We start from the raw sequence: 13,422 nt of genomic DNA, 5'->3' as shown, positions 1-13,422 counted from the left end.
CCTAGTGGCTGCCCCGGGGGGAGCCCGCGGGGTCCGCGAAGACCTCGCTGACTTTCTGCCGGAGGTTTGCCCCCTTGCGGCTGGCCACGGCGTTGAGTTCCTCGGCAAATGCGAGCAGGTCGGTCCGGAGGGAGGCTGCCAGATCGTCGGTACCGGCTGCGAGGATCCGGACAGCCAGGAGGCCCGCGTTCCGGGCGCCGGCGATGGAGACGGTGGCCACCGGTACACCGGCGGGCATCTGGACGATGGAAAGGAGCGAGTCCATCCCGTCCAGGGTCTTCAAGGGAACGGGGACGCCGATCACGGGCAGCGGAGTGACGCTCGCCAGCATGCCGGGCAGGTGGGCGGCACCGCCGGCGCCGGCGATGATCACACGGAGCCCGCGTTCGTGGGCGGACTTGCCGTAACTGATCATCTCGGTGGGCATCCGGTGTGCGGAAACCACATCAGCTTCGAAGGGGATGCCGAACTCAGCCAGGGCTTCGGCCGCAGCTTCCATCACGGGCCAGTCGGAGTCGGAACCCATGACCAGTCCCACCAGGGGGGCCGCCGCCGGTGTGGCGGCGGGGTTGGCTTTGGCGCTCATTGGTTCTCCTCGAATGTTTGCTGCGGTTCCCCGGCGGGGACGCGGCCATCACGGATGATGCCCGCCACCAGCGAGGCGCGGCTGCGGACGGAATCAACGTCCGCCGCGGACGTGCCCACCAGGTTCACGTGTCCTATCTTGCGGCCCGGGCGGACCGATTTGCCGTAGCAGTGCACTTTGGCGGCCGGTTCGCTGGCCAACGCCAGGGGGAACGCCGAGAACAGGTCCTGGTTGTCGCCGCCCAGGAAGTTCTTCATCACCACTACCGGTGCCAGCACGTCGGTGGACCCGAGCGGAAGGTTCAAAACAGCCCGGAGGTGTTGCTCAAACTGGCTGGTCACCGAACCGTCCTGGGTCCAGTGGCCGGTGTTGTGCGGCCGCATGGCCAGTTCGTTGATCAGGAACCCGGGGCCGGAGCCGGGGGTTTCAAAAAGTTCGACGGCGAGGACGCCTGTCACGTTGAGTTCGGCGGCGATCCGCAGGGCCGCGTCCTCGGCAGCGGCGGCGACCTCCACCGGGATGTCCAGGGCCGGGGCAATGACTTCATCGCAGACGCCGTCAACCTGGATGGTGTGCACCACGGGCCAGGCCCGGGACTCGCCGTCCGGAGTCCGGGCCACCAGGGCCGAAAGTTCGCGGGTGAATTCCACTTTGGCCTCGGCCAGCAGCGGGCTCATGGCGGCAAACCACTCAGCGGTTTCTGCGGCTTCCTCCGCGGACGCGACAATCCGAACACCCTTGCCGTCATACCCGCCGCGGGGCATCTTCAGCACCACGGGCCAGCCGCTGTCCTCCCCGAAGGCCACCAGGTCGGCGATGCCGTCCACTGAGGCCCACGCGGGGTTGGGCAGTTCCAGCCTCTCGATGGCACCACGCATCACCAGTTTGTCCTGGGCATGGACCAGGGCGTCCGGTCCGGGCTGGACGTTGACCCCGGCGTCCTGGAGGGCGCGCAGGTGCGCCGTGGGGACGTGCTCGTGGTCGAAGGTCAGCACGTCCACGCCTTCGGCAAAGCCGAGCAGGGCCTGGAGGTCCTTGTAGTCACCCACCGGTGAGGTCCGGACCGCCGGGACTGCCGAAACGTCCCCGCTTTCTGCCAGGACACGGAGTTCAAAGCCGAGTGCGGTTGCGGCTGGGGCCATCATTCGGGCCAGTTGGCCGCCGCCAACCACGCCTATTACTGGAAAAGTCACATGGGCAAGCCTACCGAAGACAGCCCGTGATCCCGGCTTCCCGGGCGCTCTACGCCGAAGATTTCCACCAATCTGCGCCGGGGAAGGCGGCGGCGGAGGGGCCGGAGGGGGTGTTTGGGGGCTAAAATAGTCGTTTGGCCGTGTGGCCCATAGTTCAGACGGCCATGGAGGGTCATGTTTAGCGCACTTGCAGATCGAATCCGGGGGCTCGCCTCACTCTTTTGGCGTGAAGTTGCCAAATTCGGGGCCGTGGGCGGTGTGGCGTTTGTCATTGACTCCGCCATTTTCATCTGGCTTTTCACGGGGCCCATGCACGGCAGCGAAGTCTGGGCCAAGGCCGTCGCCACGATCGTGGCCAGCATCTTCTCGTGGGTGGCCAACCGGTTCTGGACGTTCCGCCATCGTAAGCAGGCCAACGTGGTGCGCGAGGCCGTCCTGTTCGCCGTGATGAACTTCGTGGGCCTGCTGATCGCCTCCGGCTGCGTGTGGTTCGCCAAGTACGTCCTGGAACTGAACGACAAGCCCTCGCTCTTTATCGCGGGCAGCGTTGTGGGCCTTGTCCTGGGCACCATCTTCCGGTTCTTCGCCTACCGGTTCTGGGTCTTCAATGAGGAACTGGACCAGGAACCCGAGTTCTCGCACGACCATGACCTGATCGAACTCCACCACCAGCACCGCGGGCAGGCTCCGGCCGCCGATCAGGGCAGCACCCCGGGCGGACCGTCCCGGCCCTGATCCAGCCCGAATGCGCGCGGGCAGGGCCGCTGTGGCCTAGTTGCCGTGGATGCGTTCGGTAGCCAGCAGGTGGTCCGTCAGTTCAACCTCAGGTGCGGTCAGCACCACCGACCCGTCGTGCTGCCAGGCGCCCAGTGCGCCGGCAAGGGCGCCTTCCAGGCCATCCCCGGCGGCGAGGTGGATCCTTGCGCCGTCCTCGTGGGGGAGTGCGAAGCCCTCCAGCAGCCCAGCCTGGCTGTGGACCCCGCCCCCGCCGGCACGGATGGCGCAGGCCGCCGGGTCCGGCTCGGCATGGGCCATAAAGACGTCACCATGGGAGCGCACTTCGGCGGCGTAATCCACCCAGCCTGCCGGCAGCGTGCCCGGCCAGCGCATGGCCAGGGCAGGCAGGGCAACGGCGATTACGGCGTCATACCGGCCCTCGACCGGGTCGGTGGCCGCCGTGACCAGGAAATCGGCGTCCGCCCCGTCCAGGACCGTTTCCAGACCCACCTGCCAGGCTGCCAGGGCCCACACCATTGACTTCCAGTGCGCGGGCAGGTCAAGTTTCAGCCGCATCCCGGGAGCCGCGTCCAGTTCGTCCTGGAGCAGGTTGCTGGTCTTGGCCACCCAGTTGTCCAGGACCCTGCCGGAAAGTTCCACGCGTTCGCTGTCCGGGCCGTACCAGGTAAGCCGCGGCGCTGTGGCATTGCCGGAACGGAGGCTGGTCATCAGGTGGGACGCCGGAGTAGTCATGACTCCATCCTGCCACCGGGCAGCCCTCCGTGCGCCAGCAGGCCGGGACCATTCCGGTGCAGCAGGCCTGTGACTTGCCTCTCACCGGAGTGACGTCCATACCGGCGGGGCGTTGCCCGAAGGTGCCCGATTGCCGGGAAATCAGGGCCGCAGCTGCCGGGAACCGCGCTGACCTGCACGAGGGCCGTGCGACACGCCACGAAATGATCGGCGTGGCGTGCGCGCGTTGGGGGTTCGGAGTGATTATTATCCCGGCTCCGGCTTGACTCACCCAAGTTACACACGTGTAATTAGATATCTAAGGCAACTGCGTAAATACCGGCACACAACCGAGTGTCCACGTATCCAGGCAGTAGCCGCAACAGCAGGAGGGTCGCCGTGGGGCAAGCAGAGCGAATCCAGGAAGATGGCATTGTCGCCGGTCAGGCGACAGCCAAATACCGTGCACGGGGCGTGCCCGGCGATTGGTATGTGGATCCTGCAGATCCTGACGCCGCCGAACGCTACAACCGGAATTCCGGCGGCAGCCTTGACCAGCAGGCCACCGCGTTCCTGGCAGCCCATGAAGCCCTCTCCAGCGGCGCGGATCCCGAGGACGAACTCGACCCGCCCATGGAACTGGCCATTTCCGCCGCGACGCAGCCGGAATGGCTGGGCCTGCCGTTCCAGCAGGACTTCGACGACGAAGGGGAGCTGGGGTGGCAGACTGACGCCTTGTGCGCCCAGACGGATCCCGAGGCGTTTTTTCCGGAAAAAGGCGGCTCAACCCGGGACGCCAAAAAGGTTTGCGGTGCGTGCAACGTAAGGTCGCAGTGCCTTGAGTATGCGCTGGCCAACGATGAACGGTTTGGCATTTGGGGTGGCCTGTCCGAGCGCGAGCGCCGGCGGCTTAGGAAGCGGGCAGTCTAATTCTTCAGGACGTTTATGTCACTGCCGTTGTGGTCGCCCACAACGGCAGTGCCTATCTCCCCAGGACCCTCTCCGCCCTGGCGGAACAGACCCGGCCGGTTGACCGCGCCATCGGTGTGGATGCCGGCTCCCGCGACGAATCGCAGCAGCTCCTTGCCGGGGCCCTCGGCGCCGCGCACGTTGTGGCCCATGACCGGGTCAAGGGCGGTATGGGCGCTGCCGTGCAGGCCGGCCTTGCCGGGCTGTCGCCATGGCATGCCGCCGCCGAAAACGCACGCCCGGAGTGGATCTGGCTGCTCCATGACGACGCCGCGCCGGCGCCGGAGGCGCTGGCCGAGCTGCTCATGGCAGTGGAGCGGGCGCCGTCCGTGACCGTGGCCGGCTGTAAGCAGCTGGACTGGGACGCGGAACGCCACCTCATTGACGTGGGCCTTTCAACGAGCCGCTGGGCTGAACGGCTGACCCTGATTGACGCCGAGGAACTGGACCAGGGCCAGTACGACGGGCGAAGTGATACTTTCGCGGTGAATTCCGCCGGGATGCTGGTGCGCCGCGACGTCTGGGAGCAGCTGGGCGGCTTCGACCCGGCGCTTCCCGGCAGCGGCGACGACGTCGATTTCTGCTGGCGCAACCGCCTGGCCGGGCACCGCGTGGTGGTGGTGCCTTCGGCCAGGATGTTCCATGTGGCCCACCGGCCGCATGCCCTGGGCAACGCTGCCGCTGCCAGGAAAGCCCAGGTCCACCTGCGGCTCAAGCACGCACCGGCCTGGCTGGTCCCGGTCCACGCTGTTGGCGCCCTGCTGGGCAGCCTCTTCAAGTTCGTTCTCAGCATCCTGGTCAAAGATCCCGGGTACGGCCTGTCCCAGCTGGCCGCGACCTGCGCTGCCCTGGCCCGGCCCCGGGCCGTTGCCCGCGCCAGGGGGGCTGCGCGGAAAACCCGGAGGATCCGGCGTTCCGTGATCCGGAAGCTGCAGACCCCCCGCCGGGAGGTGTGGAGCCACCGGCGGTCCCTCATGGAGGCGCTGGGATCCGACAACACTCCGGCGGACGAGCTGGAACACGATCCGCTGGCCAACCAGCCCACCGGAGACGCCGCTGATGATTTTGCCGCCCTGGCCACCACCAAGCGAGGTTGGGTGGGCAACGGCGCCCTTGCTGCCGTTATTGTCGCCGCGGTCGCCGCCCTGCTTGGCCTCGCCGGCCTGTTCCGCGCCGACGCCGTATCCGGTGGTGCGCTGATCCCCGTCTCCGCCGGCCTGGGCGACATCTGGCACCATGCCTCCAGCTGGTGGGTGGGCCTCGGCGCCGGGCTGCCGGGCCGTGGCGACCCCTTCGGATACGTCCTGTGGGTCCTTGGCGTCATCGGCGGCGGCGACGCCAACGCCGCCCTGGCGTGGCTGTTGCTGCTCAGCACCCCGCTTTCCGGACTCACTGCCTGGTTCGCGGCCGGCGGCCTTACCGTCCGCCGCAGGCTCCGGCTGGCCGCCGCTTTGGCCTGGGCCGCTGCCCCGGCCCTGCAGGTGGCACTTAACCAGGGCCGCGCCGGTGCGTTGATCGCGCACCTGATGATTCCCCTGTTTGCCCTCGCGCTGCTCCGGGCCACAGGATCAGCGGTAGGCCACGGACGATTCACCATGCCCGCCCCCGGCGACCGCAGGACAGGAAACAAGCCACCCATCCGGCCCGGCATCAACGGCACCCCGTCCTGGACAGCTGCGGCCGCCGCCGGCCTGGCATTGGCCGTCATCGCGGCTTCGGCGCCGGCACTGCTGGTGCCTGCCGTGGCCGTGGTGGTGCTGTGCGGACTGTTGCTGGGCCGCCGCGGCCGGACCGTGTGGTGGGCCCTACTGCCCGCCGCTGCCCTGTTTATTCCGTTTGGCCTGTCCGTGCTGGACCGGCCCCGCGCCCTCCTCGCCGATCCAGGCCTGCCCCTGGCCTTCGAAGCCGCACCCCTGTGGCAGCAGCTCCTGGGCCAGCCCCTGCGGTTCGGCCTTGAAGGCGGCCTGGCCGGGCTTTCCGTCTTCGATGGCGGCACTGTTCCCTGGGCCCCGGTGCTCGCCGGCCTGGTTGCCGTCCCCATCCTGCTCCTCGCTGTTGTGGGGCTGTTCATCACAGGCCGCCGCGCCAAAACGGTCCGGTCACTGTGGTCAGCAGCCGCGATAGCCCTTGCCGGCGGCTGGCTCGCCGGCCAGGTGGCCACCGCGGCCGGCGCGGACACCCTGGTGGTGCCGTTTACCGGGCCCGCCGTCTCGGCAGCGGCCTTTGCCCTGCTGGGCGCCGGCCTGCTCGGCGCCGAGCAGCTCCTCTCGCTGGCCGACCGTGCCGCCGCCCACAATCCCCGTAAGCGGGCAGGGGTTCGGGTGGCCGTGGCCGCCGGCCTGGTCCTGGTCCTGGCCGGCCCCCTCGCCGGCATGGCCGCCTGGTCCGCCCAGAACCTGCTGGGCACGGATCCCGCCGCAGCGGCAGCGCCTGCGGCAGACGCCGAGGGCCAGCCGCTGGGCACCCCGCGGCTGGTGGTTCCCGCCACCCCGCGGACCTTGCCGGCCACTGCAATCGACCGGGGGACAGGTCCGGAACAAACCCGGACCCTCCTGATCAGCACCCGCGACGACGGCACCATCGATGCTGCGCTCCAGCGCGGCGCCGGCACCACGCTGGACAGCCTGTCAGCGATCGCTTCAGCACGGAACATCATCGGCGCGCCGGGCGCCGAAACCGTCCGCGACGACGACGGCGTGACCGCTTCGATCCGCCGGGTTGTGGCAACGCTCGTGGCGGGCCAGGGCGTGGACCCGCGCGCGGACCTGGAACAGCTGGGAGCCGGGTTTGTGGTGCTCCGCGCCGCCGATTCCGCCGCGCAGTTGACCGCGAGCCGCATGGACGCCGTGCCCGGACTCGTCGCGGTGGGCCAGACGGACATGGGCTGGCTGTGGCGCATCACGCCCCTCAACCAGCCCGCCAACCAGGCTGCCGAGGTTGCCCACAGGGTGAGGATTGTCGACGGCGGCGGGGCAGCGATTGCCATGGTGCCGTCCGCAGCCACCGACGTCGACGCCGCAATCCCTGCCGGGCCGGACGGCCGGCTGCTTGTCCTTGCTGAACGGGCCGATCCGCACTGGAGCGCGTGGCTGGACGGCCAAAAGCTGCCCACCGCCACCTCCGGCTGGTCGCAGGCCTTTGCCCTTCCCACCGCCGCCGGCCAACTGACTGTCCGTTACGAAAACCCCTGGGGGCCCTGGGCCGGAATAGCCCAGCTGACGGTGATCGGCCTGACCATCCTGCTGGCCATCCCACTGCCGGCGCCGCGGCCACGGACCGGCCTTTCACGTGGCGAGGGCTCTTTGCGTAAGGAACAACAGAATGCGTGAGAACACCACCCCCGCAGCGGGCCAGGCCACAGCACCGGCCAAGCCCTCAGCTCCGCAACCCCCCGCCCCGGCGGCCGGGACCCCGGCGGAGGCCCCCGTGCGTCCCGCCGGAAAACGGCGCAAAGCCGCGGCGGCAGGATTTGCCGCGTCCGCGCTGGTGCTGGCAGCCGCAGGGGCCGTGGTGGCCGCAGGGTCCCTGCTGGGCCCCGCGTCCAACCGCGACCTGGCGGCTGTGGCGGCCACCGTTCCCGCCGGCACCAGCATTGGCGTCTGCCCCGGGCCCGCCCGTCTGCTCGAGGGCACCCAAGCCGGCACCGACCCCCAGTTCAGCCCCGAATCCGCCACCGCGGCCACCACCGTCACGGGAGTGGTCCTGGGGTCAGCCGGCGTGCTTCCTGCCAGCCGGCTGTCCCGCCTCGACGGGGCCACCGCCGTCGAAATTGCCAAGGAGCCAGGCGCACCCGCCAAGGACAGCGCCCCCCAGGAAACCCTTGCGGGCATCGTCGCCGGCCGTGCCACGGACCAGGCCTCCGTGCTCCAGGCCGACCCCGTCGCAAACCAGAAGGCATCGGCGGCTGCTGCCCTGAAGTTCTCCGCCACTGACGGTGACCTTCGCGGCATGGCCGCCACCAACTGCCAGCAGCCAGCCAATGACCAGTGGCTGGCCGGAGCGCGGACCACCGTAGGGCGGACATCCGTCCTGGTGCTCTCCAACGCGTCCACCACGCCGGCCACTGTCAGCCTTGAACTCTTTGGTGCCTCGGGCCAGATCCAGGCCCCGGGCAGCCGCGGCCTCCTGGTGGCGCCGGGAACCACGCGTTCGGTCATCCTTGCCGGCCTGGCCCCATCCGAAGAACAGCTCAGCGTCCACGTCCGCAGCGCGGGCGGACCTGTGGCCGCCGTCATCCAGCAAAGTGTCCTCCGGGGACTTACCCCCGGCGGCGTCGATTTCATCGCACCCGGAACCGCACCGTCCACACGCCAGGTCATGACCGGCGTCGACATCCAGGCCCCCGCAGCAGTCACAGCGATGACCGGAAAATCCGGCTACGACGACGCCGGCCCCGCCCTTCAGCTCACAGTGCCCGGCCCTTCAGATGCCGTGGTGGAGATCAGCCTGTACGGGCGGGACGGCCAGAAGGCACTGCCCGACGGCGGCGTAGTCACCGCCAAGGCCGGCGCCGTCACCGAGGTGCCGCTGGCCGGCGTCCCGGCCGGCCAATACACGGTTGCTGCATCCTCGGATGTCTCCTTTGTGGCCGCGGCGCGGATGAGCCGGGGCGTCGACGCAGAGAAGGAATCAGACGTGGCCTGGGCGCCGTCAGGTGTCCGGCTCGGCAGCCAGCACGTCGTGCCCGTGCCGCTGGGCGGGGTCCGGCAACTGGTATTCGGGGCCCTCGACGCGCGCGCCAGCATCACCTACGCCGCTGTCACGTCGGACGGCAAGGTCCGGGCCCCGGCAACGGCGGACATTGCCGGCGGCACCACCGCGGCCATCACCATTCCGGAGAAGACCGACGGCGCCGACGTTGTGGGCTACGTTGTCTCCGCTTCCGGGGATGCCGCGTACGGGGCGTTGCTGCTGCAGCAGGATGGCCGGAACGACATTTCGTCGCTGGCCTTTATGCCGGCGGCAGCCGGCCAGGAAAGCGTTCCGGTGGCACTGGGCTACTGACCCAGGCTGCCGGGGGCCGGCGCGGCTCAGTAGCGGCGCCGGTACACCGGGTCCAGGGTTTCCGGTGCCACGCCCAGCATCTCCGCGGTGTACTCCACCACCACATCATGGACCAGGTCCTGGAGTTCATCGGAGCTCGCGGTGCCCTGCTCCACCACCCGCCGGTACACGGTGATCATGGGGCCGTCGTCGGCCGTGGCCGGCGCGGACGCGCCCATGGGCACGGGGGAAGCTGCGGCCGCCAACTGCTCAAGGTTGGGCGGAATCTCATCCACCCCGAAACGGACACCGTCCAGGGTTTTCCCCCAGATGTCGTGCAAACGCTGCGCAGATTCCATCACCATGTCATCAAAGCGGTCCGAGCGGGTGCGGTAGCCGGGGTGGGCGGGAAGCATCACCTCGCCGCGCAGGCCACGCCCGTGGCGGTTACGGCGGCGGGCAGTGAAGCCGCGGCCTGCTGATCCGGTGCCCGGATCCCTGTGGGCTTCCGGGTCAGCCAACCGGACCGTAAATGCTGATTCCTGGTTCGATGACTGCATACATTGACTGTAAACCCGGCACCTGGATTACGCGACAGGATCGCCGGAGCAGCCCGATGCGCGCGGCCGCGCGCCAATGCGCGGGTTCCGGCTGCCGGCCCGGTAGTCTGGGCTGTCGTGGGAGCTATCCGTCAGTGTTCAAGATCCGCCTGCCGCCAGTCAGCGGTGGCGACGCTGACCTACGTCTACGCGGATTCCACCGCGGTCCTCGGGCCCCTGGCCACCTACGCCGAACCCCACTGCTATGACCTGTGCAGCCAGCACGCCGACTCCCTGACCGTTCCCCGGGGCTGGGAAGTACTCCGTCTGGCCATGCCCACCACACCGCAGCAGCCAGGCCCCGACGACCTGCTCGCCCTGGCCGACGCCGTCCGCGAGGCGGCAGCCCAGCCTTCCCCGCAGCAGCGGCCTTCCGCCCAGCGTGGCCCCCACACGGCACTGGAAGCTCCGGCAGGAACCGAGGGAACCCGCAGGGGCCACCTGCGCGTCCTCCGGGAACCGTCCTGAGGCGCGGCGGGCGGTAGGCTGGACGCTGTACGTCAGTCCGCTACCGGCGCGAGCGCGCCCGCCAGGGAGCATGAACAAATGCCAAAGATCAGTCCCGAGCTGTTGTCAGTCCTGCGTTGCCCCGTGACCGGCTCACCCCTGGTCCAGGAGGGTGAGGAACTGGTGGCCACCAACGCCGGGGAAGCCGGCGCTGCGCCGCGCTACGCCATCCAGGACGGCATCCCGCTGCTCCTGCCGCCGGAACTGCTCGCAGCAGCCACCAGGGCCGGCTCGGACCAGCACGATCCCGCCGGCACCGCCGCGCCGTAGCGCGGAACCAGCACATCAGATCCAGAATTAAGGACCACTATGACTTTTGATTACAAGGTTGCCGACATTTCCCTGGCAGAGGCCGGACGGCACCAGATCCGCCTCGCAGAACACGAAATGCCGGGCCTGATGTCCCTGCGCGAGGAATTCGGTCCCACCCAGCCGCTCAAGGGCGCCCGGATCGCCGGTTCCCTCCACATGACCGTGCAGACGGCTGTGCTGATCGAGACCCTGACCGCCCTCGGCGCCGAAGTCCGCTGGGCCTCCTGCAACATCTTCTCCACCCAGGACGAGGCCGCCGCCGCCGTCGTTGTGGGCACGGGCACCGTGGACCAGCCCGCCGGCGTCCCGGTCTTCGCCTGGAAGGGTGAGTCGCTGGAGGAGTACTGGTGGACGGCAGAGCAGATCCTCACCTGGCCCGGTGCGGACACAAACCCGGACCTCGGACCCAACATGATCCTCGATGACGGCGGCGACGCCACCATGCTGGTGCACAAGGGCGTTGAGTTCGAAGCCGCAGGCGCTGTCCCCGCCGCGGACGCCAATGACTCCGACGAGCACGTCATCTTCCTGGACGTCATCCGCCGTTCCCTCGCCGCCGACCCGCAGAAGTGGGGCCGCATCGCCGGCACGATCAAGGGCGTCAGCGAGGAAACCACCACGGGCGTGCTGCGCCTCTACCAGCTCGCTGCGCAGGGCAAGCTCCTCTTCCCGGCCATCAACGTCAACGACTCGGTCACCAAGAGCAAGTTCGACAACAAATACGGCATCCGGCACTCCCTCCCGGACGGCATCAACCGCGCCACGGACGTGCTGATGGGCGGCAAGGTCGCCGTCGTCTGCGGCTACGGCGACGTGGGCAAGGGCGCGGCAGAGGCCCTCCGCGGCCAGGGTTCACGCGTGATCGTCACCGAGATTGACCCCATCTGTGCACTGCAGGCGGCAATGGACGGGTACCAGGTGGCAAAACTGGAGTCCGTCCTGGCCCTCGGTGACATCTTCATCACCACCACCGGCAACAAGGACGTCATCATGGCCGACCATATGGCGGGCATGAAAAACAAAGCCATCGTGGGCAACATCGGCCACTTCGACAATGAAATCGACATGGCCGGCCTGGCCCGGATCCCCGGCGTCAAAAAGGTCGAAATCAAGCCGCAGGTCCACGAATGGGTCCTTTCGGAAGGCACGGACTCCGAGCGGTCCATCATTGTCCTGTCCGAGGGCCGCCTGCTTAACCTCGGCAACGCCACGGGCCACCCGTCGTTCGTTATGAGCAACTCCTTCGCGAACCAGACCATCGCCCAGATCGAGCTGTGGACCAAGAAGGACCAGCCGGCCGACGAGCGCGAATACGAAAACCAGGTCTATGTCCTGCCCAAGATCCTGGACGAAAAGGTGGCCCGCCTCCACCTGGACGCCCTGGGCGTGGAGCTGACCGAACTGTCCAAGGACCAGGCCGAATACCTGGACATCGACGCCGCAGGCCCGTACAAGCCCGAGCACTACCGCTACTGACGGCCCGGGCACCGGCGGTCCCGCCGCCGGTGCCCGGCGAAGCCGTGCCACCAGGAACCCGGGTGCCCGCTGGCACCCGGGTTCCTTGCAACCACCTAGAATCGATGTATGGAGCCTGATACCAAGCCCCGCCGCAAGGGCAACGTCAAGAAGATTCTGGTGGTGGCCACCGTGTGCCTGCTCGCCGCCGCCGGCGGTGTGTTTGCTGCCGTAGCGCCGGGACTCGCCGGGACCCCGCTGGAGTCAGAGGCCGGCTCCGCAGCCCGGACGTCCCCCGGAATCGCCGCCCCCGTCATCACGCCCGTGAGCGTTGACGCGGCACCGGCCAACGGCGCCAAGCAGGTCAATCCGGCGGCCCCGGTGTCCCTCAAGGTTGACCACGGGACCATCGAACGGGTCTCCCTGACCAGCACCGGCGGCGAGGCGGTGGACGGCAGCATCGATCCGGCCGGCACCTCCTGGGCGGCAACCGGGGCGTTGAAGTTCAACACCGACTACAGCTACACGTACGTCCTCAAGGACAGCGCCGGCCGCGAAACGAGCACCACCCGGTCCTTCGCCACGGTTTCCAGCTCCCACGAGGCGGACGCCGCCATCTACCCGCTGGACGGCATGAAAGTCGGCGTCGGGCAACCCCTGCAGGTCACCTTCAGCGAACCCGTCCTGAACCGGGACGCCGTGGAAAAGGCCATCACCGTGACCAGCAGCGCCGGCCAGGTGGGCGCCTTCCACTGGTACAGCGACACCATGGTGCGGTACCGGGCCGAGACGTTCTGGGCTGCCAACTCCACCGTGTCCATGGACATGAAGCTATTCGGCGTCGACCTGGGCAACGGACAGATCGCCAATTTCAACAAAAAAATGAGCATCGCCATCGGTGACAAAAAAGTGGCCGTCGCGGATGCCACCGCGCACACGTTCACCTTGAGCGTGAACGACCAGCCGGTCAAGACCCTGCCGGTCAGCATGGGGGACAAGCGCTTCCCTTCGGCCCGCGGGTTCGGCGTCCTGATGGAGAAAAAACGATATGACCACTTCCGGGCGGCAAGCATCGGCCTCAAGCCAGGGGACCCCGCCTACTACGGCGAGGAGGACGTGGAGTACACCATCCGGCTCACCCTCAGCGGCGCGTACCTGCACCAGGCCCTGGATTCCGCCTTCCCCTTCATCGGGAACACCAACGTTTCGCACGGCTGCATCGGGTTCCTTCCCGACGGCGCCGCCTGGGTCTTTGAGAACCTCGGCACCGGTGACGTCGTCCAGATCATCAACACCGAAGGTGACTACGCCGCGAACGACGACGGTTTCGGCGACTGGAACATCCCGTGGGCCGAGTACGACAACTGAC

The 13,422-nt window shown here is 68.5% G+C and carries 12 protein-coding genes; 8 read left to right on the top strand and 4 right to left on the bottom strand.

Features of this window, described 5'->3' with window-relative positions:
- Position 1: 1 nt before the first annotated feature.
- Together purE and QRN07_RS10825 are read right to left on the bottom strand one after the other, a co-directional pair.
- Positions 2 to 586 (bottom strand): 5-(carboxyamino)imidazole ribonucleotide mutase, encoded by a 585-nt coding sequence (gene purE, locus QRN07_RS10830; protein ID WP_050687900.1) that lies wholly within the window; start codon positions 584 to 586, stop codon positions 2 to 4.
- Entirely contained in the window at positions 583 to 1,779 is a 1,197-nt protein-coding gene (locus QRN07_RS10825) for a 5-(carboxyamino)imidazole ribonucleotide synthase (RefSeq protein WP_285241017.1), read from the bottom strand. The genes purE and QRN07_RS10825 overlap by 4 nt, the downstream gene beginning before the upstream one ends.
- A 174-nt stretch (positions 1,780 to 1,953) precedes the next feature.
- On the opposite strand from QRN07_RS10825, the gene QRN07_RS10820 reads away from it, so the two are divergent.
- On the top strand, positions 1,954 to 2,514 hold the full coding sequence (locus QRN07_RS10820) for a GtrA family protein (RefSeq protein WP_050687898.1): 561 nt from the start codon (positions 1,954 to 1,956) through the stop codon (positions 2,512 to 2,514).
- 36 nt (positions 2,515 to 2,550) lie between these two features.
- Here QRN07_RS10820 and QRN07_RS10815 read toward each other — a convergent pair whose 3' ends face one another.
- A complete protein-coding gene (locus QRN07_RS10815) occupies positions 2,551 to 3,249 on the bottom strand; it encodes a TIGR03089 family protein (RefSeq protein WP_050687897.1) in 699 nt (232 codons plus the stop codon).
- 378 nt (positions 3,250 to 3,627) lie between these two features.
- Between QRN07_RS10815 and QRN07_RS10810 the strand changes: the two genes are divergently transcribed.
- Genes QRN07_RS10810 through QRN07_RS10800 form a run of 3 tightly spaced genes read left to right on the top strand, consistent with a single transcriptional unit; the run spans position 3,628 to position 9,201 of the window.
- Positions 3,628 to 4,158: a WhiB family transcriptional regulator gene (locus QRN07_RS10810; protein WP_082178404.1), complete on the top strand. Its 531-nt coding sequence runs from the start codon at positions 3,628 to 3,630 to the stop codon at positions 4,156 to 4,158.
- Positions 4,159 to 4,187: 29 nt separating this feature from the next.
- Complete coding sequence (locus QRN07_RS10805; protein WP_285241016.1) at positions 4,188 to 7,526, top strand: glycosyltransferase family 2 protein; 3,339 nt, start codon at positions 4,188 to 4,190, stop codon at positions 7,524 to 7,526.
- A complete protein-coding gene (locus tag QRN07_RS10800; protein ID WP_285241015.1) occupies positions 7,519 to 9,201 on the top strand; it encodes a DUF5719 family protein in 1,683 nt (560 codons plus the stop codon). The genes QRN07_RS10805 and QRN07_RS10800 overlap by 8 nt, the downstream gene beginning before the upstream one ends.
- A 26-nt stretch (positions 9,202 to 9,227) precedes the next feature.
- Here QRN07_RS10800 and QRN07_RS10795 read toward each other — a convergent pair whose 3' ends face one another.
- Positions 9,228 to 9,740, bottom strand: coding sequence for a metallopeptidase family protein (locus QRN07_RS10795; RefSeq protein WP_056597960.1), 513 nt, complete (start codon positions 9,738 to 9,740; stop codon positions 9,228 to 9,230).
- A gap of 117 nt (positions 9,741 to 9,857) precedes the next feature.
- Between QRN07_RS10795 and QRN07_RS10790 the strand changes: the two genes are divergently transcribed.
- The 4 genes from QRN07_RS10790 to QRN07_RS10775 all read left to right on the top strand — a co-directional run bounded on the left by QRN07_RS10790 (position 9,858) and on the right by QRN07_RS10775 (position 13,421).
- Entirely contained in the window at positions 9,858 to 10,247 is a 390-nt protein-coding gene (locus tag QRN07_RS10790; RefSeq protein WP_050686218.1) for a DUF3499 domain-containing protein, read from the top strand.
- Between the two features lie 78 nt (positions 10,248 to 10,325).
- On the top strand, positions 10,326 to 10,556 hold the full coding sequence (locus QRN07_RS10785; RefSeq protein ID WP_050686220.1) for a Trm112 family protein: 231 nt from the start codon (positions 10,326 to 10,328) through the stop codon (positions 10,554 to 10,556).
- 39 nt (positions 10,557 to 10,595) lie between these two features.
- A complete protein-coding gene (gene ahcY, locus QRN07_RS10780; RefSeq protein ID WP_050686222.1) occupies positions 10,596 to 12,074 on the top strand; it encodes an adenosylhomocysteinase in 1,479 nt (492 codons plus the stop codon).
- Positions 12,075 to 12,182: 108 nt separating this feature from the next.
- On the top strand, positions 12,183 to 13,421 hold the full coding sequence (locus QRN07_RS10775; protein ID WP_285241014.1) for a L,D-transpeptidase: 1,239 nt from the start codon (positions 12,183 to 12,185) through the stop codon (positions 13,419 to 13,421).
- The last annotated feature ends 1 nt before the right edge of the window (position 13,422 follow it).

The sequence above is a fragment of the Pseudarthrobacter sp. MEB009 genome (assembly GCF_030208875.1).
Taxonomy (GTDB): Bacteria; Actinomycetota; Actinomycetes; order Actinomycetales; family Micrococcaceae; genus Arthrobacter.
This window is presented reverse-complemented; position numbering and strand designations above follow the sequence as displayed.

Bases quoted from the DNA above. Each gene is read 5' to 3' on its own strand.
- QRN07_RS10815 (WP_050687897.1), bottom strand. From the start codon at position 3,249: ATGACTACTCCGGCGTCCCACCTGATGACCAGCCTCCGTTCCGGCAAT.
- QRN07_RS10775 (WP_285241014.1), top strand. From the start codon at position 12,183: ATGGAGCCTGATACCAAGCCCCGCCGCAAGGGCAACGTCAAGAAGATT.
- QRN07_RS10820 (WP_050687898.1), top strand. From the start codon at position 1,954: ATGTTTAGCGCACTTGCAGATCGAATCCGGGGGCTCGCCTCACTCTTT.
- QRN07_RS10800 (WP_285241015.1), top strand. From the start codon at position 7,519: ATGCGTGAGAACACCACCCCCGCAGCGGGCCAGGCCACAGCACCGGCC.
- ahcY (WP_050686222.1), top strand. From the start codon at position 10,596: ATGACTTTTGATTACAAGGTTGCCGACATTTCCCTGGCAGAGGCCGGA.
- QRN07_RS10785 (WP_050686220.1), top strand. From the start codon at position 10,326: ATGCCAAAGATCAGTCCCGAGCTGTTGTCAGTCCTGCGTTGCCCCGTG.
- QRN07_RS10795 (WP_056597960.1), bottom strand. From the start codon at position 9,740: ATGCAGTCATCGAACCAGGAATCAGCATTTACGGTCCGGTTGGCTGAC.
- purE (WP_050687900.1), bottom strand. From the start codon at position 586: ATGAGCGCCAAAGCCAACCCCGCCGCCACACCGGCGGCGGCCCCCCTG.